Annotated in this window: 16 protein-coding genes and 1 tRNA gene; 7 read left to right on the top strand and 10 right to left on the bottom strand. The window is 52.2% G+C overall.

Going from position 1 to position 25,583, the window contains the following annotated elements; genetic code table 11:
* Both F454_RS0112655 and F454_RS0112650 read right to left on the bottom strand, forming a co-directional pair.
* Nucleotides 1-1,524: a phytoene desaturase family protein gene (locus F454_RS0112655; protein WP_018971030.1), complete on the bottom strand. Its 1,524-nt coding sequence runs from the start codon at nt 1,522-1,524 to the stop codon at nt 1-3.
* Nucleotides 1,525-1,566: 42 nt separating this feature from the next.
* Complete coding sequence (locus F454_RS0112650) at nt 1,567-2,466, bottom strand: MerR family transcriptional regulator (protein WP_018971029.1); 900 nt, start codon at nt 2,464-2,466, stop codon at nt 1,567-1,569.
* Between the two features lie 139 nt (nt 2,467-2,605).
* Between F454_RS0112650 and F454_RS15195 the strand changes: the two genes are divergently transcribed.
* Nucleotides 2,606-3,187 carry a CIA30 family protein gene (locus tag F454_RS15195; protein WP_083913028.1) on the top strand — a complete coding sequence of 194 codons (582 nt, stop codon included), beginning with the start codon at nt 2,606-2,608 and terminating at the stop codon, nt 3,185-3,187.
* Between the two features lie 40 nt (nt 3,188-3,227).
* Here the strand turns inward: F454_RS15195 and F454_RS0112640 are convergent, their stop codons facing one another.
* The 4 genes from F454_RS0112640 to ileS all read right to left on the bottom strand — a co-directional run bounded on the left by F454_RS0112640 (nt 3,228) and on the right by ileS (nt 8,215).
* Nucleotides 3,228-3,611: a rhodanese-like domain-containing protein gene (locus tag F454_RS0112640; protein WP_018971027.1), complete on the bottom strand. Its 384-nt coding sequence runs from the start codon at nt 3,609-3,611 to the stop codon at nt 3,228-3,230.
* 428 nt (nt 3,612-4,039) lie between these two features.
* Nucleotides 4,040-4,501, bottom strand: a complete 462-nt coding sequence (smpB, locus tag F454_RS0112635) for an SsrA-binding protein SmpB (RefSeq protein ID WP_018971026.1) — start codon at nt 4,499-4,501, stop codon at nt 4,040-4,042.
* A gap of 60 nt (nt 4,502-4,561) precedes the next feature.
* A complete protein-coding gene (locus F454_RS0112630) occupies nt 4,562-4,765 on the bottom strand; it encodes a DNA-directed RNA polymerase subunit omega (RefSeq protein WP_026292892.1) in 204 nt (67 codons plus the stop codon).
* Nucleotides 4,766-5,428: 663 nt separating this feature from the next.
* Nucleotides 5,429-8,215, bottom strand: a complete 2,787-nt coding sequence (ileS, locus tag F454_RS0112625) for an isoleucine--tRNA ligase (protein ID WP_018971024.1) — start codon at nt 8,213-8,215, stop codon at nt 5,429-5,431.
* A 311-nt stretch (nt 8,216-8,526) separates the two neighbouring features.
* Between ileS and F454_RS0112620 the strand changes: the two genes are divergently transcribed.
* The 4 genes from F454_RS0112620 to F454_RS0112605 all read left to right on the top strand — a co-directional run bounded on the left by F454_RS0112620 (nt 8,527) and on the right by F454_RS0112605 (nt 11,003).
* Nucleotides 8,527-8,601, top strand: a tRNA-Met gene (locus F454_RS0112620).
* A 195-nt stretch (nt 8,602-8,796) separates the two neighbouring features.
* Entirely contained in the window at nt 8,797-9,390 is a 594-nt protein-coding gene (locus F454_RS0112615; protein WP_018971023.1) for an RNA polymerase sigma factor, read from the top strand.
* Between the two features lie 22 nt (nt 9,391-9,412).
* The gene (locus F454_RS0112610) at nt 9,413-9,997 is read left to right on the top strand and encodes a hypothetical protein (RefSeq protein ID WP_018971022.1); all 585 of its coding nucleotides are present in this window, start codon (nt 9,413-9,415) and stop codon (nt 9,995-9,997) included.
* 85 nt (nt 9,998-10,082) lie between these two features.
* Nucleotides 10,083-11,003 carry a S1C family serine protease gene (locus tag F454_RS0112605; RefSeq protein ID WP_083913026.1) on the top strand — a complete coding sequence of 307 codons (921 nt, stop codon included), beginning with the start codon at nt 10,083-10,085 and terminating at the stop codon, nt 11,001-11,003.
* Nucleotides 11,004-11,073: 70 nt separating this feature from the next.
* Here F454_RS0112605 and F454_RS0112600 read toward each other — a convergent pair whose 3' ends face one another.
* From F454_RS0112600 to F454_RS0112590, 3 genes are all read right to left on the bottom strand, one after another.
* A complete protein-coding gene (locus F454_RS0112600) occupies nt 11,074-11,292 on the bottom strand; it encodes a hypothetical protein (RefSeq protein WP_018971020.1) in 219 nt (72 codons plus the stop codon).
* 143 nt (nt 11,293-11,435) lie between these two features.
* On the bottom strand, nt 11,436-12,215 hold the full coding sequence (locus F454_RS0112595; RefSeq protein ID WP_018971019.1) for an SDR family oxidoreductase: 780 nt from the start codon (nt 12,213-12,215) through the stop codon (nt 11,436-11,438).
* Between the two features lie 36 nt (nt 12,216-12,251).
* Nucleotides 12,252-15,743, bottom strand: a complete 3,492-nt coding sequence (locus F454_RS0112590) for a hypothetical protein (RefSeq protein WP_018971018.1) — start codon at nt 15,741-15,743, stop codon at nt 12,252-12,254.
* 453 nt (nt 15,744-16,196) lie between these two features.
* On the opposite strand from F454_RS0112590, the gene F454_RS0112580 reads away from it, so the two are divergent.
* Together F454_RS0112580 and F454_RS0112575 are read left to right on the top strand one after the other, a co-directional pair.
* Complete coding sequence (locus F454_RS0112580) at nt 16,197-20,795, top strand: LamG-like jellyroll fold domain-containing protein (protein ID WP_169334402.1); 4,599 nt, start codon at nt 16,197-16,199, stop codon at nt 20,793-20,795.
* Nucleotides 20,796-20,797: 2 nt separating this feature from the next.
* On the top strand, nt 20,798-21,514 hold the full coding sequence (locus F454_RS0112575; RefSeq protein ID WP_033368004.1) for a YdjY domain-containing protein: 717 nt from the start codon (nt 20,798-20,800) through the stop codon (nt 21,512-21,514).
* A 7-nt stretch (nt 21,515-21,521) separates the two neighbouring features.
* Here the strand turns inward: F454_RS0112575 and dnaE are convergent, their stop codons facing one another.
* Complete coding sequence (gene dnaE / locus F454_RS0112570) at nt 21,522-25,028, bottom strand: DNA polymerase III subunit alpha (RefSeq protein WP_018971014.1); 3,507 nt, start codon at nt 25,026-25,028, stop codon at nt 21,522-21,524.
* Between the last annotated feature and the right edge of the window lie 555 nt (nt 25,029-25,583).

The following is a 25,583-nucleotide window of genomic DNA, read 5'->3' as shown; positions in this document are numbered from 1 at the left end:
TTAGGACGCTGCTTGTTCGAGGATTTCGGTCGCGAAGTCGACGCGTTTGCGGCTTTTACCGTATGACTCACAGATCAGATTGGATGAGATGCGTGCACTTTCGTAGATGGTTGGGAGGCCGCTCCCCGGGTGGGTGCCGCCACCGACGAGGTAGACATTCTCAAACCCTTGCATTTTGTTGCGAGGGCGCAGGTAGAGCATTTGATCTAGGGTGTGGGCGAGGTTGAAGGTGGCGCCTAGGAAGATGTCTTGTTGCTCCCAGGTTTTCGGGGTGATGATGCGTTCTTCTGTGATGTGCTCACGCAGGTCTTTCATGCCGGTCTTTTCGATGATGCGATCGAGTACCTTCTCGCGGTATTCGGCGACGGTGGCATCCCAGTCGTGGCCGTTGCGCAAGTTGATGGTAGGAACGAGGATGTAGAGCTGTGAGTGACCTTCGGGAGCGACGGTTGGATCAGTGACGCTCGAATTGCGGATGTAGATCGACATGTCGTCGGAGACGACTTGTTCGTTCTGGATGTCCTTGAGATTCTTATGATAGTCCTCGGCAAAGAGTACGTGGTGATGAGGCTCATCATTGTAGATGGTATCGAGCCCGAGGTAGAGCATGAAGGTGGAGCATGAGTACTTCTTCTCGAGTTGCTCTTCGCGCGATTCGTTGCGCTCTCCAAAAATCATGTGACGTGCCTGAGCGTAATCGGCATTCACGATGAGATCATCACATTCGATGACTTCTCCTGTGCTGAGGGTCACGTGCGAAGCCGTTTTACCTTGGTAATGGATTTCCTGAACCTCTGCGTTGAGGCGCAATGTGCCACCCTCTTCTTCAAAGACTTTTGCCATGCCTGCAGAAATGTTAGAGAGGCCGCCTTGCACGTGGTAGATTCCGTGTGCGTATTCGATGTAGGAAAGGATGCTAAAGAGAGCTGGGCAGTTCCACGGTGACATGCCGAGATATTTGGCTTGGAAGGTGAAGGCTAGCTTGAGGCGTTCATCCACAAAGTACTCGCTCAAGACGTCCATCACGGACTTTGAGGTGGCCACGTAGGGGAGCGCCTTGATTGAATAGCCGCTGAGGAATTTGCTGAGCTTGTGGTAGGAGTTCAGCAAGCAAGGGAAGATCTTTTTGAGTTTGAGTGCATGATCTTGCATGAAGCGCTGGTAGTTTGCCGATTCACCGGGGAATGCTTTCTCAATGTTTTGCATCATGCTTTGTTCGTCACAGCTAGTCTCAAGGGAAACATCTCCCCAAGTGAGAGTGGTCATCGGGTCGAGCTTGACGAAGTCCATGTAGTCCTCTGGGCGTCTACCGGTCTCAGCAAAGACTTCATCTAGAGTGAATTTTTGGTGCAAGAAGGTAGGGCCAGTGTCGAAGGTGTACCCCCCTGCTTGGATGGGCGCGTTGCGCCCGCCAACCACACTGGATTTTTCTAGAATCGTTACGTCATAGCCGCGGCTCGCTAGAAGCATACCGCTAGTGAGGCCTCCTGGACCTGCGCCGATGATGATGATTTTCTTTTTCATGGATTTTTCTATTGGGTAAGGAAATGCGTGAGGCAGCTCGCCTTAACGCAGGGCTTGAAGTTGATTTTTGAAATCTTCCATGGAGTGGAGCGAGGTGAGATCCATGGATTTGAACAATGGTTCGTAGTGTTCAGAGTGAGGGCCTCCGATGATGAGTTTGATGCTTGAGTCCATGTTTTGGCGGACTTTGAGAATGTTGTTTTCCATCATCGGGTCATCCAGTGGGTAGATGATGCTGAGTAAAACGGCTTTAGCGCCAATCGTTTCCGCGGCTCCTGCGAGTTCCTCAGGAGGTGTGGATACTCCCAGGTAGATCACGTGCCAACCGAGCTTGCGTGCGAGGCTGGAGGCAATGACTGCACCGAGTTCGTGCAGTTGGCCGGGCGGCGTGCTCACCAGTAGTTTGGGAGCATTGGGTTCGTGCCCGAAGGCTTGAGCGCTGACGCAGAGGTAGTCTTTGATGAAGCTCGTAGCGGCGTGTTCTTGCACGGTGGTGAAAGAGCCTTCCTGCCACAGAGAGCCAACTTCTTGAATGAAGGGGATTAGCACTTTTTCAAGCACGTGAGAATAGCCGTTAGCCTTGGTCGCTTCATCTAGAAGGGTGTCGTGGGCTTGCTTGTCAAATTTTTCGATGGCGATCAGGAGTTTGTCGATTAGCAAGCGATGCTGGCTCGGGGTCTCCAGGTTTTTGGGGATGCGGTCAGGTAGGTTGTTGCAGAGGGTCTGGAGCTCGGCGTCGTCGAGGTGAGCGATCTGCCCAATGCTGTGACCTCCTTGAGTGAGTTTTGATAAGGTGCTGAGGCGATCGATGCAGGCCTCATCGTAGAGGCGGCGGTTCGTGTCTGTGCGAAGTGGCTCTACGGCATTGTAGCGCTTCTCCCACATGCGAATGACGTGAGCGGAGAGACCTGACTGAAGTGAAGCTATTTTGATACCGTGCATGAAAGAAGATTGATTGCTATCCGAAACAATTAATAGACAAACTTTAGACAATAGCAACTTTTTTTAGAGAAATTAGAAACAAAACCTAGACATTAAGTGGGAAAAGTGAGACATATTGTAAACAAACCCAAGCATTGAGATGAAATCTACAACTTTATTTAGCTCCCTCGCCAGCGTTGTTGCGTTGGCCACAGCTACGGCTAACGACGTGATGACCATTGAAAACTTTGAAAATGGCAGTACCAAGATGGAATGGCGAGCCATCAATGACACGGTGATGGGCGGAGTGTCTGAAGGAGGCCCCGCTGTGAGCAAGGATGAAACAATGGTATTCAGTGGATCAATTTCATTCGAAAACCAAGGAGGTTTCTCGTCGATACGCACCAGCGGCGCCTCGCTAGATCTCGGCGAATTTGCTGGAGTGGAGCTCCGGGTAAAAGGTGATGGAAGGAAGTACTACCTCACGGTGAGGAATCCAGACAACAGACGGCTGGCATACTGGAGCCCAGTCCAGCCTGAAGCAGGAAAGTGGGTCACCTTGCGCGTGCCATTTAGTTCATTTTATCCGACTTTTTTTGGTCAAAAAGTCGACGGTAAGACCTTGGATATCACTAAGGTCAACAGCATAGGTTTCATGATCTACGACAAAAAGGATGGGCCATTCACAATCGAATTCGATTGGATTAAAGCATACAAAGAGCAGCAATCCTTCCTCTACTAGGTGGGGATTGCTAGTGCTCTCCAAACTCGCAGTAGCGGAACTAGTCGGCGCTTGGAAGCTTAGCTTCCTCCCATCCAGCGAAACCGGAATCAAGGTGGTAAATGTTGGCGAAGCCCAATTGTTTCATCACTGCGAGCGCTCGCTTGCTGCGCCCCCCACTAGCGCAATGTAATAGGTAGCTCTTGTTGCGATCCAGTTTCTCTAGCTGCTTCTTAAAGTCTGGCTTGGTGGCATCAAGGAGCTTGGCGCCCTCGATGTGACCATTGGCAAATTCATCCACAGTGCGCACATCCAGCACGGTGATGGATGGGGTCTTTTGAAGGAGAGCCGCGGCTTGCTTGGCTTCGATGTTTTGAATACCTTCAGCTAGGGTTAGATTGCCACATAATGTGGTAAGGCAAAGAATAAAGGCGATGCGTTTCATTGATTGAATATAGTTCAAGGATGAGGGGAGAGAAAGTCAGAAGCTAATTTGTTGCAGCTTTTGATCCTATCAGGTCACCGTCGCACTTATAACAGACTTCAAAGTCACCAGGATTTATTGCTGCACAATGTGGACAGATGAGTTCCTGATCCATATTGGTGGCATTCTTGTGAAGCTTTTGGGTAGTCCTCGTCATGGAGTACGCAGATATTCGGATGCATCTCAGGAATAGGAATTTCGGTGATTCCTGAAGTGCAAGTGTGCTCATTGCGTATGAGTACCGGAATGCCTTCGCTCTCTGGTAATGAATACTAGAAGCTGACAGTGACGATGTCGTGGTGACGAAAGATTTCTTTCTTGATGCAGTGTTAGAGTCTGCAGCTTCAATGCCAAGAGGCAAAGGAGAATCGCGAGGCGTGTACGCTCACTTAGTGGCCTTTATTGAAGCGTTGCATTTCGCGCTGCGCTTCACGTTTCTCGACGTGATCTTTCAGGGCGTGACGCTTGTCGGTGATGGATTTGCCCTTGGCGACACCGACCTCGATTTTGACGCGGCGGTTCTTCCAGTACATGCGCAGGCAGACCAGTGTGTTGCCTTTTTGGGCTGTCTGCTGCTCAAGTTTGAGGATTTCTGCCTTATGAACAAGTAGGCGACGCGGGCGGCGGCTTTGGTGTTGGAACCATGAGCCTGCAGTTTCCCAAGGCTGGATGTCACAGCCATACAAAAAAAGCTGACCCTTCTCGACGCGCGCGAATGAGTCAGCGATATTCACTTTCCCAGCTCTGATCGACTTGACCTCTGTTCCTTTGAGTTCGACACCCGCTTCATAGGTGTCGAGAATGTGGTACTCGTGGCGCGCTTTTCTATTTTTAGAAATTTCGGCACTCATGAAGTACTGGTGGAGCTGGGTGTTGCAGGTGCTGGAAAGTGGTTTGTGAAAGGACGAGGTTTATTCCTCTTCCTCTGCAACCACTTTGATTTTGCCTTCGATGATCTCAGTGAGAGCAATGTCGGCAGCGCCCATGCTTGGGAGCGTGTCGACTAATGGCGCACGGCCAGTGTTGAGTTGACGCACACGCTGAGATACAACGTTGATGAGGACTTGTGGATCTACTACGATCTCTGCTGCTTGTTCTACAAGGTCGCTTTTCATGGGTGTTCCTGGATAAAGAGTCGCTGGCTTGGGTTTTTCAAACGGGATGATGTTCGATGGTTCCATATGCTTCAGCTAGTGTGATTGGTCTGGAGAGCGGTGACACTCTGCGATTTGTGAAGAAACGTTCAAGCTTCTTTTTATAAAAGAATCAAGCCCAATCTGAATTGTGATTGGGCTTGATTGAAAGATTAGGCACAGAGTCGGGAAATTCCCCCCGAAATACCGACTCTGGCCGAAAGACAAGCACTGCTTGCTTTCTGAGTATTGTTTTACTCCTGATCATCTATTTGCGCAAGTTGTTTTTTGAATAATCTTGCTATTTTATTTTATGTTAGACGTGGGGTGGGGGCTTAACTTATTTAGTGTTAGCTGAGTATTTATTCTGTCGTATTGATGATTCACGATCCTATGGGGGACTTGGGTGGTGTCGCATTGCCTTGTAGCTGGCGATTTGAGAGTTGTGATCAAACAGCACCTTAAGTTTTATCTCATGGCGTGCCCTGCTGGAGGGCTTCTGAATCTGGGTTCAGTTCGTTATGGCCGTGGGGAAGCCGTTCCATCATCTGAAATTCTGAAAAACAAAAAACCTAGAGTTCCTGTGAGGTACCCTAGGTTTTTGGAATGATTTTGTTCGGCTGAGCGCTAGAACGTCGCTGTGGCTTAGCCGACTACTTCTTCGCAGCGTGCGCAGAGGCCGGACTCGAGGAGTGGCTCGTAGCGGCGGCAGCGTGGGCACATCGCGTACTCGGTGGCTTTGGCGGTGGCGCTGAGCGCGTCGCCAGTTTCCACAGTGAGGTTCGCGAGGATGAAGAATTCGGTGGCGAAGTCGCGGTTCTGGAGTTCATCAAGTGCTGGGAAGTCTGCTGGCACGGTGACGGTGACGTCGGCTTCGTTGTTCTTGTTGAATGCCTTGGCTTGGACTTGTTCTTCGATGGCAGTCTGGATCACACCGCGCGCTTCGAGGAGGGCGTCGACCTTGGTGCTGACTTCGGAGCTTGCCCATGCGTCATTGACGGCTGGGAAGTCTTGCTCGTGGACTGAGTCGGCAAAGCCAGCGTGTTCCCAAGCTTCGTCTGCGGTGTAGGCGAGCACTGGTGCGAGAAGGCGAGTGAGCGCGCTGAAGACTTCGTGCATGACCGTCTGGGTGGAGCGGCGGCGAAGGCTTTCCTTGGAGTCGCAGTACATGCGGTCCTTGGTGACATCCACGTAGATCGCGGAGAGGTCGGTGGCACAGAATTGGTTGATTTGGTTGAAGACCTTGCGGAACTCGAAGTTTTCGTAGGCGCTGCGGCATTCGTCGATGACGATGTTGAGGCGTTCGAGCACCCATTGATCGAGCAATGGCATGTCGGCCTTGGCAACGGCGTCGGTCTCGGGATGGAAGCCGTCCATGTTGCCGAGGAGGATGCGCAGGGTGTTGCGCAAGCGACGGTATGGTTCAGCGATTTGCTTGAAGAGGTCTTCACCGAATGGGACTTCGGTCTGCCAGTCGACGCTGGAAACCCAGAGGCGCACGATGTCTGAGCCGTACTTATTGTAGTAGTAGGCTGCGTCGATCGGTTTGCCGCTCTTCTCGGCTTCGGATTTAGAAAGCTTGGTGGACTCGCCATTGGTTTGTCCTGCCTTCTTGGCCTTGAGCTTGTCTTGGTCGACCACGAAGCCGTGGGTGAGTACGGACTTGTATGGCGCTGCATCGCGCAGACCCACGGAGAGCATTAGCGAAGACTGGAACCAACCGCGGTGTTGGTCAGTGGCTTCGAGGTAGAGGTCGGCTGGGCCTTCGAGCTCAGGGCGGCGGTCTACCACGGCTTTGTGCGAGGAACCGGAGTCGATCCAGACGTCGAGGGTGTCGCGGCACTTCTTGTAGCCCGCTGGCAGATCAAGGCGCTCGCAGAGCTCGGCGTCGCTGAGTTCGAACCAGATGTTGGAGCCTTCTTGCTCGATGAGGTCGGCGATCTTGTCGGCCACATCGGCGTCGATCACGGCGGAGCCTTCTTCATTGAAGAATACGGGGACGGGAACGCCCCAAGTGCGCTGACGGGACACACACCAGTCGGGGCGCGCCTCGACTGTGCCGTGGATGCGGTTGCGGCCCCACTTTGGTAGCCAGTTGACCTTGTCGATTTCTTCGAGCGCTTGCTCGCGGATGCCTTCGAGTGAGATGAAAAATTGTTCGACCGCGCGGAAGATGATCGGCGTCTTGGAGCGCCAGCAATGCGGGTAGCTGTGAGCGATGGTTTCTTTGCCGAGAAGGAAACCTTTGCCAGCGAGGATCTTGATGATCGGGACGTTGCAGTCGAAGACGTGCTCGCCCACCATGTCTGGGAGTCCGCACTCGTCGGTGTACTTGCCTTCGTCGTCGACTGGTGAGAGCACGCCGAGACCATTTTGCTGGCCAGCAGAGTAATCGTCTGCACCGTGGCCTGGGGCGATGTGCACCGCGCCAGTACCGGTCTCGGTGGTGACGAAGTTGGCATTGATGAGCTTGGATGTGCGCGCGAGGAATGGATGCTGCGCATCGAGCCCTTCAAAGGTGTCGCCCTTCACTTCTTGGAAGGTTTCCTTGAGGGCGAAGCCAGTCTTGGCTTCGAAGGCTTCGATGAGTTCCTTGGCGATGACGAGGCGCTTGCTGATGAGTTCGTCTGGCTGGCCTTTGACCTGCTTGACCTTCTCAAAGCGACCCACGACGTAGTCGAAGAGCGGGTGGGTGGCGATCCCGAGGTTCGCTGGGAGCGTCCACGGTGTGGTGGTCCAGATCGCCATCGAGGTGCCGGCACCAAACTTGTCGGAGAGGAGTGGGAACTCGACGTAGAGCGAGATCGACTTCTTGTCCATGTACTCCACCTCAGCTTCGGCAAGGGCAGTCTGGGCGCCGTAAGACCACTGGACTGGCTTCTTGGATTGGTAGACATTGCCGCGCTTGATCAGTGCGGAAAAGGTGCGCACGATGTCGGCTTCATACGCCGCATCCATGGTGAGGTACGGGTTCTCCCAGTCACCGAGCACACCGAGTCGGCGGAAGGATGCTTTTTGGGTGTCGATCCAGCCTTTGGCGAAGTCGACACAACGACGGCGGATCTCAGCAGGCTCGAGCCCCTGAGCATTCTGCACTACCTTGAATTCGATTGGTAGTCCGTGGCAGTCCCAGCCTGGGATGTAGGGAGTCTCAAATCCTGCCATGGTCTTAGACTTTAGTACGAGGTCCTTGAGAACTTTGTTGAGCGCAGTTCCCATGTGCACGTCACCATTCGCAAATGGAGGGCCGTCATGGAGGATATAGCGAGGAGCATGTTGATCGATACGACGCTTTTGAATACGCTGGTAGAGATCATTTGATTCCCATTGTTCGAGGCGTAGTGGCTCACGCTTCACCAAGTCTCCACGCATTGGGAAACTTGTTTGCGGTAAGCTCAAGCTGTCTTTGTAGTTCTGGGCGTCCTTGCTCATAAATTAGTTGGCTGAATTCGCGCCGAAGCTAGGCACAGAAAATCTGAGGGTCAATCGCACATTATGCTAATTATTGGGATCCCTGATTGCAGAGATTTGTGTGTCGCTATGGAATAATTAGATCCTCCAGGTGGTGATGTGGCTCACATGCATTTTTTCGGCTTGTGCCTCTAGCGTTGCGTGATGCGCTACAACAGCGGCTCTTCGACAATTCTGATGGTTCCTTAAAATTTTTTATAGACAAGTACACCGAGCTGCGGTAAATCGCTCCGCGTACGAGCTCATGGGCTCGAACAGATTAAAAGTTCAGTGGCACGATAGCTCAGTGGTAGAGTAGAGGACTCATAAGCCTTTGGTCCCGGGTTCAAATCCCGGTCGTGCTACCAACTTTTTTTCAGATTCTGGCGACCGCAATTCCTTCTCTAGGACTTGCGGTTTTTTATTGTTTCCAGATCCTCCACTCCAGCTTATATCTTTGGCTTACCAATTGCTTTTGTTGTGGCACCACATTCTAACGAAGAATGGATGCAAGTTCAGAAAATTAAGGTACAATAAACAAAAGGTGTTTTCTCTGACGCTCTATGGATGAAGATCAAGACAGTATGGGTGAAGCGAGCGCGCAAAATCAGAAGGGACTAGCTTGGGAGTCATGGCTCCGTGAGCATGGTTCCAAGCTTCTGTTGTTTGCGCGTCAGCAGACGCGCTCACATGCTGATGCAGAAGACATCCTCCAAGAGGCGCTAGTGAAACTAGTGCAGAAGGTGAATGATGGAAGTTTCAGTGGTGGGCAAGAAGCCTGGCTGCCTTATCTTTACACAGCGATCAGGCGCAATGCGATTGATCTCGGACGCAAGGTGGAACGACGCGGGAAACGCGAAGAAAAAGCCGAATCTGAAAAAATGCACGACACTGGCGGAGTCCAGGATCCGTGGTTTCAGAGTGCCGAGGCCGAGAGTGAATCAAGTGCCTATATCGAACAAAGTATCAAAAAATTGCCACCCAAATTTGCGGAGGTCATCACCATGAAAATCTGGGGTGAGCGAACCTTTGCGGAGATTGGCGAAGCATTAGATATCTCTCAAAACACCGCTGCTTCCCGCTATCGATACGGCTTGGCAGCACTCAAAAAATTGCTCGATGACGAGCGCAAAAATGGCCACCTCGCTATCAACTAAGTAATCACAGACTTCAGCAACTATGGATCAAGAACTCAAGGACTTTGAAGAACAGCTCAAGGCGCACAGCCCAGAGATGATGCCAGAAGATATGATCAAGCGCATGGCTTCAGCCATGGATCAATGGGGCGAAGGCTCCGTAAATGAAGAAAACATCATCCCATTCCAAGCAGCCCAAAAGCTAGTCGCCGATCAGTCACCACAGACGGTGAAGTCTAAATTGCGATTCTTCAACACTTGGGCTCAAGCTGCCGCCGTCGCATTAGTCGCCGCAGTTTCTTATTTGATGTTGAACCAAGGCGACCCATCCGCTTCACAAGCATCTGCTCAGGTGACGACAGTGGAGCCATTGAGTCAGCAAGTCCCCATGGCGAATATTGAAAGTGCGGTGCCAGCAAGTAACCCGCAACAGCCCAGTAGCCAGTTTTCTTCCCAACTCAAGAACGCCACACAAGATGTGATCACCTACGATGCGAACGGACGTGCTGTGCGTTTGATGCAAGTCGAATTTGAGGATGAAGTCATTGTGCGTGACCGTGAGGGAAATCCGCATGTCATCAAACAACCACGTGTGGAATATTACGCTGTCCCTGCAGAAATCCACTGAATACAAGGCATCAATATTGTACCTACATTCTGAACTCCCTAATCCCAACTACCCAAAATAACTGAAAGATAATCCACAGAGAACTATGCATAAATCGGTCATTATTACAGGAATGGTATCCGCAGGATTCTGCACATCAGCATTAGCGATAGAGCGGCTAACTCCCATTCAGGAACCAGATGAGTCGGTTGCTCAATTACGAGCTAGTTCTGCGAAAGCTCGCACAGTGGAAAAGCCTTGGTTAGGTGTGGCTGGACAGCCTATCGAGCCTAGCATGGCTGAGCGCTTGGGACTCACACACGGTGTCACCATTGAGTTAGTATCGCCGAACGGTTCTGCAGCGCAGGCCGGAATTCAAAAATTTGATGTGATCACAGCTATTGACGGCAAAAAGATCACGAACATGGGAGACCTCAAGCAGGCGCTTCATCAAGCCCAAGTTGGCGAAGATGTCGCAATCACTTGTTTATCCGAAGGTGAAGTGGTCACCAAATCGGTGACTCTCCAAGCCAGGCCCTCGCACTTGGCTCGTCGCGAGCTTCAGATGCCCGAAGCTGGCGAATCACAGCCGAAAGATCGTAGCCCGCAGGCAATCCCGCATTCCATGCGCCATCTGCCTAGTATCGATCAACAAAGAATTCGCGAGATGATGCAGGCGCGCACGCGTGAGATGGAAGAACGCATGGCGCAGCTTCAGAAGCAGTTTTTACAAGATTCTTGGGGAGACAGCTCGCTCACTCAGGGTGCTCATGGTTCATTCAGTAGCAGTTTTTCCCTGATGGATGATCAAGGGTCGGTGAATGTGAAATCCGATGACGAAAATGGGAAACACATCACGGTAAAAGATCGCCAAGGCAATGTGGTCTTCTCAGGGCCATATGAAACTGCAGCTGATCGCGAAGCGGTTCCGGCAGATGTTCGGGCCAGAGTCGATGCGCTCGGGGTCAATCGTGACGCGATGAGCAAAGGAACCGCGGGAATGAGCTTTTTCCCATTTGGGAGGTAGTTCTAGCGTGGGGTAGAAACACAAAAGGCACTCGAGAGGAGTGCCTTTTTTTGTTTGTGAGCGGGTGGTCTTACTCGTCGTTGTCCGAGGTTTCTTGGATGTCGGTAAGGGCTGCAATGAAGTCGCCAAGGATGTCTGCAGGAATCATGATGGTATCGCGGTTGCCGCCAACATCTTCGGTGATTTTAACAACTTTACCACGGGCGTTTTTCTTGAGGTCGAGGTAGAAGGTTTTGCGGTCGGCAATGATTTTCTCCGTGTGTAAGAGTTCGTTGTTTTTGTGCTGCATGATCGTTCCTTAATAGGTTGCTTCAATGTTTGTGATTGTCAGATTTATTATTACCATAAGTCAATGTTAATAATAATAAGTTGCAACGTTCTATGAATGAAATTACCGCATTATCACGTAATATCTATCAAGCCTTTGCACTTTTATATGGAAGTTGTGCTAAATCCTCCATCGACCACAATTTCAGACCCAGTGATGAAGGAGCTAGCGCTCGGCGAGGCCAACAACAATGTGGCTCCGACAAGTTCTTCTGGATTACCAAAACGTGAGGCAGGTGTTTGTCTTAAAATCTCGAGTACGCGGGCATCATCCAGCATCGTGGCGCTTTGTTTTGCTGGAAAAAATCCGGGGATGAGGGTGTTGACTCGGATGTCGAATTCAGCCCATTCGCGGGCAAGGTTGCGGGTGAGGTTATGGATTGCAGCTTTACTTGCCGATTGTACGAAGCGATCGGAGAGTGGGTTGATGCCGGAAATCGAGCCAATGTTGATGATGCTGGTTGGACGATCGTGTTGTTTAAAGTAGTTGCTGAAGATTTGGCATGCACGGAATGTGCCGTTGAAGTTAACATCAAATATCTTGGTGAGCTCATCTTCGCTCACGTTCTCCATCGCGTTTCTCGAATTGATAGCTGCACCATTGATGAGGATGTCGATGCGTCCTGATCGTTCACTCACGATGTCGACCAAGGCCTCGAGTGAGCCACTTTCAGTGACTTCTGCCTCGACAAAGTAGGCGGTGCCGCCTTCTGCTTCGATGGCTTCCACGCGATCGAAGGCCTTGAGCTCATCGCGCCCAGATAGAACGACCTGACAACCTGCTTTCGCCAGCCCCATAGCAATTTGACCACACAAGTCCCCAGTGCCACCCAAGACAACAGCAACTTTTCCCTTCAGGTTGAACAACGAATCAAGATAAGACATAGTACATCAAATGCCATACTTCAGGGAGGAACTCAATTATATTTCATGGGGATTGAGCCAGCGGAATTCCGTGAGATTGAATCGTCTGCCAAATTGTTTTGAATGAGTGTGAAGTTGCTTCCTTTCCACCCACTGGCCTTGAGTAGGAACCTTGTCGTATGCGTTTAGCTGCCATTCTTTCTCGGTTCCCTCGGCGGGGTCGCCAGGGTGCATGTAGTCATAACCACGTTGGACTATTGCGCTACAGTATGCGCGTGCTAGCAGTTTTCCACTTGGGCTGCGGCATTCACCATAAGCTCGAATGCTGAAGGTGTCTGAGCGTGGGCTGATACGATGTCCGATAGAGTGGAGAATGTCTGATTGGGTGATGCTTGCGGGGCAGCCATACGTGCTGTGGTAGTTGAGTGCCTCTGGATTGACTTTCCCGGCTTGGAAGTCGGCTTCGGAGCTCGCCAACAATGAGGGAGGCAACACACAATTCGCTTCATTGAAGACGCCATTGATCGCGCTGCGATTGATGGCTTCTTGGAGGCGTCCGGTCAGCAGGGAGTTGCTTTGGAGGGCGTTCGCTTGGTGGGTCGAGGCGAGGTGTGAGGGATCGAGCTTGCGATTGGTGAAGCTACTAATAGTGGCAGCTGGGCCACGTAGTTTGATTTGTGCTACGATCGCTTCAGCAAGTGTTCTGAGTTCTTTGGCTTTGAGGGCTCGGTGGCTCGAACCGTCATAAAGGCTAGGGTCTTTGGTGCTTTTTGGGGGCTTACTCAGTGGGGTGGAATGAGGCTGAGCACGCGCGTTGAAGTGTGTGAGTTTGTCATGATAGGGTGATGTTTCAGCAGTGGCGGAGAGAAGCATTTCCCATGCTTTGACTGATGTGGAGTTGATGTTGAATCCTCCTTGAAGGGTAAATTGAGTGGCTGAACGATGCGGGTCATGGACTGCCAACAAGTCTGGGTTGTGACATACGTTGAGGTGTTGTGCTCGGAGTTCATGAGCGAATGATTTCTGACTTTGAAGTTCATTGGCATAATGTCCGGTGAAGAAGTAGCGATCCCAGAGTGCGTGGTTGTATCGATAGCTAGCGTCATAGTGGGTTGAGGTGTTGCTAGATTCGTAGGCTTTGGCGTCAAAAACTACGATGCTTGTGCGTCCGGACGGGACATGGGGTGGGCAAAAGGAATTGCCGATACAATTTGAGGGGCTCAGGGCGTCGGTAGCTGAGGCATTACTTTGCTGGGCATTGTAGTTGCTGAGCCATTTGCTGAGGTTGACTTGATTGAGTTGTGCCGGTGAAAAGAGGCGCCGTTTGAGGTGGGGTAGTTTGTGCTGTATGGAGCGAAGTGAGCCATGGGCGATGCTGTCGGAGTAGCCTACGAATGGGCGAGCATCAGCACTGAGGTCTGGGGAATTGAGTGGGTGCTGGCCGATCGCGACCCCCGAGAGGTACATGGGGTTAGAAGAAAAGCTGTCAGCTCCTTCGCTATTGGAGCCTAGAGCGCCAAAGCGAGCGGCATTACTCTGATAGAAGAGTGCCCAGGGTGCTTGATAGGCATTGGAGGGTGCTAGCGCGAGAGATGATTCTGGGAGTGCGCTGAGATGCTCACCTGCGGGCCACTTTTTGATGAGTAAGGTGGTGATTTTCGGCGATTCTGTGCCATTGGAATCGACTTGAGGCAGGGGCTCGTCGTCGCCGAGAATCGTTGGTCGAAACCGCAGCGTCGATTGTGCGGTAGCCTCGCCGATATTCCAGTGCAGGCGTTGGAAGCTTGAGGCATTGGTGACTTGCAGGCGAGTTTCCTCATCGCCTCCCTCTGCGGGAAAGCGTATCAAGCTGAGTTCGAGTGGCTCGGGTGAATCCGGCTTCTCGATCAAGAGCTCAAGATTTTTACTGATGAAGCCGAAACCCATGTTGATCGGGCCATCCGCTTGAACCAATAGATTTTGTTTATTGCCAGTGATCTCGAATGTGGTGTTGCTTGCGCCTGCGGTAAAGCTGCAGGTTTCTCCTGCTGCAAGGTTGAATGGTGGCACAGTGAAGCAGGTGGCATTGAGCTGGCTGTTGCTCACGCGCGAGCTACCGGCAAAGTATGGATAGCGTATCTGGGACTCACCATGGCCACTATCCCATTCTGAGCTATGGGCGGCCTTGCTCATCCAGCGTTGGTCGAGGCCTAGCTGCAGTTGAAAGAGACTATCATAGCTGCCACCGCTATAGCCGCGGGTGAGGTAGGTTTTGAACTGGATGGATTCGGTGACCGCGATTCCTTTGTCGTACGGGTTCCAAAAGCTAAGGTATGGGATGAAGTGTTGGCGAAGTCGATATCTGGTCCAGGTCGTGCCATCGACAGGGTCGCTGTGCGCACCCAGATCCTCGAGGCTATAATCAACGGCAACTTGGAAGCGCAAGATAACTGGTGACCGGCGTACCAGGCGTGCTAATGTTTGTGGTACATAGCTCGTGTGGTAGTTTTCCCAATAGTGGGTCAATCGGTGCGCGGCGCTTCCCAGATGACTGAGAACGGGCGCGTCAGTTTGCGATAGGTTGGGCTCAAGTTCTGCACGTAAAATGTGACTACGGAATAATTCCCAAGGAGCGCTAGGGTAGTGGCTAATCGAGAGCTCGTCGCGTTCAGCCGGAAAGCACCAGCGTTGGTAGAGGAAGACCGGGTTTGGGTGATCGTATTCACTTCCGCGATGTTGGATGAGGTCTACAAATTGATCTGATTCTAGCTGGCATGCAGCATTGAGGTTTTTGCGCAGGCCGCCATGCAGCATGTCACAGAGCAGGAACTCCGAGCTGCAGGTGATGTCGTGCCGATGACGGCGCAATTCTTCGGCAAGCAAGACACCACTGGCAGCAAAGCAGCCGATCTGCAGATGAGCAGCACGCTGCACTGGCTTTTCTGGCTTCGCTTTAGACTCTAGTGCCCCTAGGTTTGCTGAGGCGGGGGCTCTATTTGGGTGTGCCTGAGTGTCTGCGAGAGGGTCGATAGAAATGTTCGCCTTGATCCCTTCGTCGCTCACCCAGTATGCGTAAGCTTGCTGGTGCTGCCCGGAGCTTGGAATACCGACGATTGGCACGCGAATCTTAGAGCTGGATTCGATCGTGAGGTAACGATCTCCTGTGCTTTCTGAGCGGCCGTGGAAGTACCCTTTGGGGTAGCTCTTGCCGATATTCGGCTTGAGTAAGTCGTAGAATTCATTGCCGGAGACCAACACAGCTGGAAGTGCCGTGCTCCGCCGCTCATGGAAGCCAGTGCCGAAGTTTCCTGGAATCTCTTCAGTTTGATAGATTTGAGTCAGGAATTGTTGTGTGTTGCGCGGGTCAATGTCGCTGCGTGCGCTAATGACTTGGTCTCTACCAGCATAGCGTTGGAGTTGGGCAATGGCGATGTTGAGGGCAAATTTGGCATTCTGCTTTGCGATTGCTTGTGCCCAAACTTTTCGACTATTGCGTTGTTGAGAATTGGCTAACTGGATGCTGGCGAGAGTCAGTCCGAGCAGCAAGGGGCTGACGATTAAGACTGTCATGAGGGCATAGCCTCTGCGAATGGAACAAAGAGACCGAAGGCCTGAGAAAGCTTTAGGAGGAAGACTTTTGCGCATGAGTCGAGATAGCGAATTGCCATTGTAGTCTTATGCTAAGGGCTAGTCTATTAAGGATGGTTGCAAATCCTTCCGCCCCTTTGGAATCCCAGTGGGGGCGGGAGATTAGGGCAGTTGGGCCGCCCTGCGTGACATTCATATTCCCTGAACTAGTCTGTCGTAAGCTCCGTCCGATCAGTGAGGGGAGGTGTCGAGTTGTTGGGGGATTGGCGGTAGGGATCTGGAAGCACATAGTATAAAAAACATCTCTATCTCCAGGTCGCGTGATCCATTGAATGCCAACAGATCTCGGATTGGGTTGGTCTAACAATCTGGTGAACCATTGTTTTACTCATGGAATATTAATAATCAATAGGCTAGGCTTTGCGCCCGATGAGAATGGATAGAGTCATAATCTGGTGCTTCGCTTTGTTGGTGTCAGGTGTTTTGGCGGGTGAGAAGACCGACACTGATTATCCCTTGGGGATGATCGGAGGACGGTATTTTGCGCAGTCTGAGTCGAATATGGTGAGGGTGAGCGAGGTGATTGATGGGGCGCCTGGAGCCTTGGCGGGTTTGCAGGTGGATGATTACATTTACGGTGCGTTTGGTGAGGAATTTAGCGATTCTGTGAGGGAGAATAGCTGGGGTATTTTCATTGGAGCGACTCGCGATTTGGGGGAAGCGATTGAGCGTGCGCAGCGCGGCGATGGCCTGCTGCCATTGATGGTGTTGCGCTCCGGTGTGGGGACGACGGTGGTCAACGTGCAGCTGGAAGGTGACGGCGGGCTTGGTCCTACCTTTCCACTCGGGAGTACGGCCTTTGAAGCGCAGTATGAAATCGCCTGTGCTGGGATTCATGAAAGTATCATGAATGATGAAAGCGCAACGGGTTCGAACTACCCAAAGCGCTGGGCGGGTTTCGCGCTGTTGGGTCATCCGAATTGGAATGATACGACGGGGGACACTCCGTATCGGCTCTCGATCAATAAAGTGCGGGATTCTTGTCTCTCGGCATTGGAGAACGCGCAGTATGCTCCGCTAGAACAGTATTTGCCAGATGGCACGGCCAATCCGCATTTTGTGAACCAGTTCGCGGGACACGAGAACTGGGTGCTGAACACTTCATTGATGTTTCTCGCTGAATATTTGGAGAAAACGAAGGAAGAGGAGTACTACGATGAGCTACAGACATATAGTGAAAAAATAGCCAACCGGGTGCAATGGTGGGCCCAGTATGGCGGGCGTCATCCGATAGCTGGAGGTGCTCATGCTGGGGTGCATAGTGATTACACAGGAAATGGATTTAATATCTGCGTGGTGCATAGTTTTTCTGCCCTCTCGATGGCGAAGAAAGTGACGGATGCTGAAGGTGAGCGGGTGCTGGACACTTCAGTACGTATCCGCGATGCGCGGCACTATGGCTATGCCAGCGAGGATGAGAAACCAGATTCAGTCAAAGGGGTCGTGCCCGAGGGATGGGATGAAGCGGTTGACCCGTCGATCGAGGAAAAGATGGCATGGCAATGGGAGCAGCTAAAGGCTTCGATGCATGAAGGGGTCGGCGCCGTGGCCTACACGTATGGCTTTAATGAATCATTTAGCCTGGATGCATCGGCAAGGACAGCGGGTGCTATTTTTGGCTATATGAATTCTCTGGAGGGAGCTGATCCCCCAGCTGCTGATAAAGAGTATGTGGATCAAATGACGGACTATTTGGTGCGTTTTCAAGAGCATTTCCAATACGCGCACACGCACACCCTAGGTGGTGTGGCAATGCACCAACTCGCGATGCCTTATTGGACGGCTCAGCAACGTCGATACTTACTAGACCAATGGAAATGGTATTGGCATTTAGCGTGGCAACCTGGTGGGGAGAGACAGGAGTATATTAGAGGCTGGATCGAGAATGATGATGACTCGAACTTTTTGTTAGGAGAGATTTTTACGGCGTTACCCTATAGTGTGGCACGTGGTGGCTATGCGACCTTACCAGGGTGGGATACTAGTGAGTGGGTGGTGGATTTTAGCGCGACTCCGCATGAATTGTTCGAGCCTGAGTACCATACTTTGGTGAGTGAGGACGGGACCCTAGATGTGTTGCTTGACGTGTTAGATGGTCTCGGAGAGTCGGTGCCTACGGATGACTACACAGTGAGCTGGACGGTGCTGAGTGAGAATGCTGCATCTGTACAACTGGATGATGCCAGCAGCTTGAGCACGGGGTTTGATTTCTCACAAGACGGCATCTACGATCTTGAGCTACGCCTACAAGGCTCAGGGCAGGAGCTGGTGGAACTGCTTAAAGTGCACGTGCATGCTTGGGCTGCACCTGATGGCTATCAGGCTGGTGTGGTGGAAAGTGAGTTTCATTATGAGTTTAATAGCACTCCGCTCACGGCCATTTCGGGAAGAGCTGACCGGATACGTCGCTATTACAGTTTGGATTTCCCACCTGAAGCCGACACCATGGGGCGCGAGGTCGAGTTTAAGGTCGTGCCAAAGGAGTCTGGCCTCTATCAGTTTTACCTCACCACCAATGATGGTGCTGAGATCCATTGGGACCCAGAGGATGACAGCAGTTGGGAGCTGATCGCTGCCTCAAGTGCCGTGGTGGAAAGAAAAGATTGGGAAGCGATATCCGACCAAAGCCCGGTGGCGGTGAATCTCACGGCTGGAGAGGTTTATACATTTAGGCTGTTCCACAAGACGGGGAAAACACCGGGATATGTATCCGTAGGCTGGACGACACCTTCTGAGTCGGACATCCACTTAGTGGATGGATCAGTACTTGTGTTAGAGGAGCCAGAGGCGGCAGTGACTCCGGCAATTACGACCAATTTGTCGGATCAAAGCCCTAATGTAGGTTCCTATGCTAGCTTCAATTTTCTCATAAGCGGAAGTGGTACGAAGATCTACCAATGGTATCGCAATGGGGAGCCGATTGGCCCGGTGACAGAAGATCATTGGTTGTGGTTATGGCCCGTGGTTGGTGGGAGCCAAGGTACGTATTATTGCGTGTGCACCGTAGGGGAACACGTGTTTGTATCCGATACGGCGACTCTCACAGTACCTGATAATACTGGGTCTGTGGCAGGGGGTATCTGGGTCGCGACTTTTGAGGAAATTGAAGGAAGCGATGTCGAGGATCTTGAGGCGAATTATCATTTCCCTTGGAACGCGACTGGCGGTTACCAAACGATTACAGACTTTGAGCTCTACACACCTTCACAGACGACGAACTCGATAGGCCATAGAGCCAGTGGTTGGGTAGTTCCTCCAACGAGTGGCAAGTACCGCTTCTATGTCACGGGTGACGACGATGTGGACTTTTACTGGAGCCCAACAGAGTACGATACCCATATGCAACTTGTGGCACATACCACGGGCTCGACAGGGGAGAAGAGCTGGTCAGACGGGCGAGCTGGCGTGTCGGAGTATTTCGACCTAGTGGCGGGCGAGCGTTATTATATCGAGCTGCGTCATAAGGAAAATAAGGGAGCGAGCCATTTTGCCGTGGCGTGGCAGAAAGAGGGTGAGGACGAACCGATCAATGGTGAGGGGGCAATCAGCGGGGACCACCTAGAGTATCGCCATGGGGGCTACCACAGCCATGGCGTGGTGCCAGCACCGATCCCATTCGATGATACTCTGGTCGTGGCACAAGATGTGCCTGCATTGATCGATGTGACAGAAAATGATGCATTTGCAGGGAGCGTGGAAGTCGTGGCGATACCCACGGCACCGAGTCTTGGATATGCGCGGATTTCATCGGATGGAAAATCGATTAGCTATACCAAACAGAGTAGTGGGTCGGTAGATTCACTAGAGTACACGATCCGCCAAAGTGACGGACAGACGGGCTCTGCGACTTTGGCTTTCAGCGAAGTGGATGCACTTGCGGATGACTTGTTAGCGCATTGGACCTTTGATGCTGAGGAAGCAGATGGCAGCTTTTTAGACAGCTCAGGGAACGCGTACCATATGACTACGAGCGATGAAGTGGAGTTGAGCTCTGTAGCGAAGCGAGGTTCCTCCATTTATATCAATGGAGACACCCTGACGATTCCACCCGCACTTACTAGTGGTTTTGGGGAGAGCGTCAGTATATCGTTTTGGGCGCAGCGTGATGGCGCGGAAGCTTTTCGTTCTTCTCAGCTGTTTCACGCGCAAAATGCCTCGAACCAAGCGGTGCTTCGCCTTTACGTGCCGAATAATAGTGCTGCTACCATTTTCGAGTTAGGTAGTGAGGGGACAGTAGACAAAATGACGACAAGTTTTGATGGCGACCAAAGCTTATTTAATGATGTTTGGAGCCATTGGGTATTTACCAAAGATAGCAGCGCCGGACTGATGCAGGTGTACAAGGATGGTGCACTCGTGGGAGCCCGCAGTAATTCGACAACTCCATTCAATGTGAGTGTGGCGCAATTTGTGTTTGGTAGCTCTACGAGTGGAGGCAATAGCTATGCTGGTTACATCGATGAGCTTCGCATTCACAGCCGTGTTCTTTCAGAGACGGAGATTGCTTTGTTAGCAGAAAAAGAGTCCAAGGGCGGCCTGAACCATTGGGTACGCACCTATCTGGATGAAAGCTTGCATGACGATCCAGAGAAAGGGGGAGTGCATGGCGATGCATCTGAAAATGGAGTGCAGAACGGTCTCTACTATGCCTTTGGTTTGGGGAATCCGAACCTTGCTCAAGCTCCCAGCCTAGATGCCGATAGCAAAAGCCACGGTCTCCCAGTTGGTAAGATGCTTTCGGGTACATTTCGCTATAGTTACATCGAGCCCAAGGAAGCAGTCGGGATCACCTTGGTTCCACAGGTCAGTACCGACATGATCGAATGGCGGCCTTTTACGGATCCATCGGTGAGTGGTTCTATTTCGAATGCGAGCATGGAAGATGTGGACTCGGATTACACCATGCATCACGTAGAATTCACGCCGCAAGGCACTCCGTTGTTCTTCCGTGTGGAAGCGATAGAAAGCCCATAATCATGTTGCGAGCTGTATCCCTATCCATGGCGGTCGCTGGTGTTGCTCTTGCTCAAACAGCTGAGCAAAAAATCGCTGGCGCTGAGCATCTCAAGCCATCCGGTAAATTCGAAGCTCCTGTGGCTGATCGGCCACACTTTGATGCGCCTCAGCAATCACTGGGACTCAAACCTGCGGGTGAGCATGCATTCACACTAGGCAGAGTGTGGCTCCATACGCAGTCGCGTATGATACGCTATGTGGTGAGCGCAGAAGTCGTAGATTCGAATCTAGAATATGCGATGACCCATTCCACCGGCAAGGTGCATGAGACGCTCTTTTCTACGGATGTTCTCCCAGCTCAGTTGCACTATGCGGCGATGCTGATAGGAGTGCAAAAAGGAGACCCAGTCGAGGTCCGGCTGAGGTGGAAGGTGTTTGAGGAAGACCACGCCTGCTCGCTCGAAGAGCTGATAGCGGTTGACGGCAAAGAAGCGCAAGAGCGGCTGAGTGGGTGGCTCTACACGGGGGAGGTAAGCCGAGCCGGATTTCTCAATGCCCACGCTGAAAAGAGCCTCATAGCGTTGATCAATGACCCTTCAGCTTTGATCAACCGAGCGGGGAACGCTACGGTGCCACAGGATGATATTTATAGTTATTCAACCAAGTTGCCCCTACCAAAGCCTGGAATGCCAGTTCAGGTGGAGCTCCATTTCCGGGAGCCCGATGGTGGGGAGTGAGGGGAGGCTACTCCATCCACTTGGCGAGGGCCATTTCTAGGGAGTCAGACTTTCTGACCTGGAATGAATCGCCTGCTATGAGGGTGGCGCGGTCACCCATGGTGTTTTGGATGTGGAGCAGCACAGGGGTTTTCCCTGGGTTAGATTCCAGAATGTGTTTGATCTCCTTGAGGTCTTGCTCGTCGTGTTTTGAGGTCCAGAGGGTGATATTGAGGGCTTTCTTGTCGGCGCCTGCGACGCGTTTGCCGGCGAGGCCTTCGATCTTGGAGCCGGAGACTCGGCGTGATTCGGGGTTGCGGTCGTCTTCTTGAACATTGCCGAAGAGGCGAATCACGGTGCCAGCTTCGAGGAGACCTTCTTCGCGCGCGGGGGTGTAGGATTCACTCCAGGCGAGGATTTCTTTGGTGCCGGTGAAGTCTTCGAGGTAGATCACACCGAAGGGTTTGCCAGCTTTCGTGACTTTGTGCTCTACTTGTTTGATCATGCCGGCGAAGCGATGGCGCTTGCGGCGGTCGCTGAGGTCGATGTCTTCGATGAGGCCGATGCGGGTGTACATGTCAGCATCGATCACCCCACGGTAGGCATCGAGTGGGTGGCCCGAGGTGTAGAATCCTAGCAATTCTTTCTCGGTGTCGAGGCGTTGCTCTTTTGGCCACTCACGGAGTACGAGGGGTGCGTCTTCCGGCTCTGGAGCAGAACCGAAGTCCATGGAGTCGAAGAGGGCGACTTGGCCTGCAGCGCGGTCTTTGTGCGAGGACGAGGCGGTGGCGATGACGGTTTCGAGACGGGCGTCCATGCTGGCGCGTGTCTCGCCGGTCCAGTCCATGGCGCCGGCTTTGATGAGATTCTCGAGGATACGTTTGTTCACGACCTTGGTGTCGAGGCGGTTGGAGAAGTCGTCCATGCTCTCGAAGGGGCCGTTCTTATCGCGATTGGCGATTGCCACAGCCATGGCGCCTTCGCCCACGTTCTTGATGGCGGCGAGTCCATAGCGGATGGCCATCTTGCCGGATGGAAGCATCTCCGGTGCGAAGCGCAGTTTGGATTTGTTGACGTTTGGCGGCAGCACCTCGATCTTCATGCGGTGGCATTCGGCGATGAATACCGCGATTTTTTCTGTATTGTTGATTTCATTGGAGAGCAATCCACAGAGGAATTCTACCGGGAAGTTCGCTTTGAGGTAGGCGGTCCAATAGGAAATGTGGCCGTAGCAGGCGGAGTGCGATTTGTTGAAACCATAGCCGGCGAAGCCCGCGATCTTGTCGAAGATTTTGTTGGCATTGGTGGCGTTGATGTTGTTGGTCTCGGCGGCGCCTTTGACGAAGATCTCGCGCTGTTTGGCCATCTCGGAGGGCTTCTTCTTACCCATCGCACGGCGCAGAATATCCGCACCACCGAGGGTGTAGCCGGCGAGCATTTTTGCCGCGTTCTGCACCTGTTCCTGATAGATCATCACGCCGTAGGTGTCGCCACAGATTTCTTCGAGCAGCGGGTGTTCGTAATCGACTTCCTTCTCGCCCTTCTTCACCGCGATCATCTCATCGATGTACTGCATCGCACCCGGGCGATAAACAGCGAGCAAATCGATCACGTCTTCGATCTTGTCGATGCCGTACTTTTTACATGTTTCGACCATGCCGCCGGATTCCAGCTGGAACACACCCATGGTTTCGCCGCGGTTGAGCAGGGCGAGGGCTGGCTTATCGTCGAGTGGCACCTGGGTGATGTTGAAGCCTGGTGTGTGCGGGGTGATGTGGTCGACCGCGTCTTGGATGACCGTGAGGTTCTTCAGACCAAGGAAGTCCATCTTCAGGAGTCCGATCTCAGTGATCGCGCCCATGTCTGCTTGTGAGACAACTTCACCTTCCTTCGCGCGGGCGAGTGGTACGTGGTGGTCGAGGTCGCCATCACCGATCACCACGCCGGCAGCGTGGACACCTGTGTTGCGCGTGAGGCCCTCGAGTTTAATTGCGTAGTTCCAGAGTTCTTTGAAGGTGGAGGATGCCTCTACGGTATCGCGCAGTTCTTCCTTTGCATCGTATTCACCTTGAAGCTTCACACCGGGAACGGCTTCGATGAGCTTGGCAAGTTTATCGGCATCGCCAAAGGAAACGCCCATGACGCGAGCCACATCTCGGAGCACCGACTTCGCGCCTAGGGTGCCGTAGGTGATGATGTGACAGACACAGCGTTCTCCATATTTCTTACGCACGTAGTCGATGACCTCAGGGCGACGGGTCTGGCAGAAGTCGATGTCCACATCGGGTGGCGAAACACGCTCTGGGTTGAGGAATCGTTCGAAGAGTAGTCCGAAGCGCATCGGGCAGATGTCGGTGATCTTCATGGCATAGGCCACCAATGAGCCCGCAGCGGAACCACGGCCCGGGCCTACCGGGATGTCGTGGTCGAGCGCCCAAACGATGAAGTCCGCGGTGATCAAGAAGTAGGAGGCAAAACCCAGTGAGTTGATGATGTCCACCTCGTACTCGAGGCGTTCATCGAGAATCTTCCAGACGCCGTCTACATCGGTATCATAGATGCCGCAGAGCTCCTGAATCTTATCCTCTGGGTAGCGCATCTTCACGCCATCTTTACAGACTTTCTTGAAGTATTCCTCACGCGGTGAGCCATCTGGGGACTCGAACTGCGGGTACTTGTCTGAAGACGTAGGATCGAGCACGAGCTCGACATTGCATTTCTCCGCAATCTCCAGCGTGTTGTCGCAGGCGCCGGGGTAGTCTTTGAAGAGGGCGCGCATCTCTGCAGCTGACTTGAAGTAGACTTGGTCGGAGTAGCTCTTGCGGTTCTCATCAAGCAAGAGGCAGGACTCACCAATACAAATGAGCACGTCGTGAGCTTCGTGTTCCTCCGCCTTGAGAAAGTGGACGTCGTTGGTGGCTACTAACTTGAGTTGGTATTCATCGGCCAGCGAGGTGAGCGACTTGATGATCGCTGGCTGGGTCTCCAGCGCGTGATCCATCAGCTCGATGTAAAAGTCCTCCTTACCATAGATGTCGATGAGTTCTTCCACCTGGGCTTTGGCGGCAGCGAGATCCCCCTTTTCGAGCCATTCGTGGATGGGCCCCTCGTCGTCGCCAGAGAGGCAGATGATGCCTTCGGAGAATTCGCGCAGCGTGTCGCGGTCAATGCGTGGCTCTCCAAAGTAATCGCCATCGAGGTGCCCAACAGAAACTAACTTGGTCAAGTTGTCCCAGCCTATTTTGTTCTTTGCTAGGAGTGTGAGGTGAGTCGCTCGTTTGCGTCCTGGGATGTCTTTTTTGTCGGTGAGGGCGGATGGGGCGAGGTAGACTTCGCAGCCGAGAATCGGCTTGATGTCATTGCCGGTCATCTTTTGGTAGAACTCGACTGTACCGAAGAGATTGCCGTGATCGGTCATTGCGACGGCGCTCATGCCATTGTCTGTTACCGCACCGGCCAAGTCCTTGATGCGGACGATGGAGTCTTTGATCGAATATTCGGTGTGAACGTGTAGGTGAACAAAGGAATCTGACATGCTGGAAGGAGCCTAATGAGGAATCTAAAAAGAGTAAAGGAGGTGCTCGGAAATTCTTTCTTCGAGGGGTGTACCTCATAGTGTCATTTGACGTCGTGACGCTTTAGCGTCATGCTGTCGATGCACAGCATTGGCCATTCTTTCCGGGATACTTGCAGTTTCTTTATGCGTGCGCCTACAAATCTGCAACCACTCCAAATACCAACGCATCGCCTCAGCCCATGGATGTATGAGAGATGGCTTTTTGTTAGTCTCGCCAAGAGTGGTCATTTGAACATGATTTAATAAGGGTGCAGCAAAAGCAAAAAAATTCGAAGCTCTTAGCTTTTGTAAGATTTTAACAGTGTGTGAATTGGGTCTCCCGTGAAGTGATATCATATCTAATGGATATATTGAAATTCAAGGTATCATAGTAAAGTGAAACACCCTTTTTTAGAGGTGGACAAGTAAGCTGTAGCCCTTTAGTGATAAGCTATGCATCACTTTTTAATTCCTCAGCAACAGCACAGCAGCACACCAGTTCATATCGCCCAGGGGTTTGAAGAATAAACTGTT

Source organism: Rubritalea marina DSM 17716, assembly GCF_000378105.1.
Taxonomy (GTDB): domain Bacteria; phylum Verrucomicrobiota; class Verrucomicrobiia; order Verrucomicrobiales; family Akkermansiaceae; genus Rubritalea; species Rubritalea marina.
This window is presented reverse-complemented; position numbering and strand designations above follow the sequence as displayed.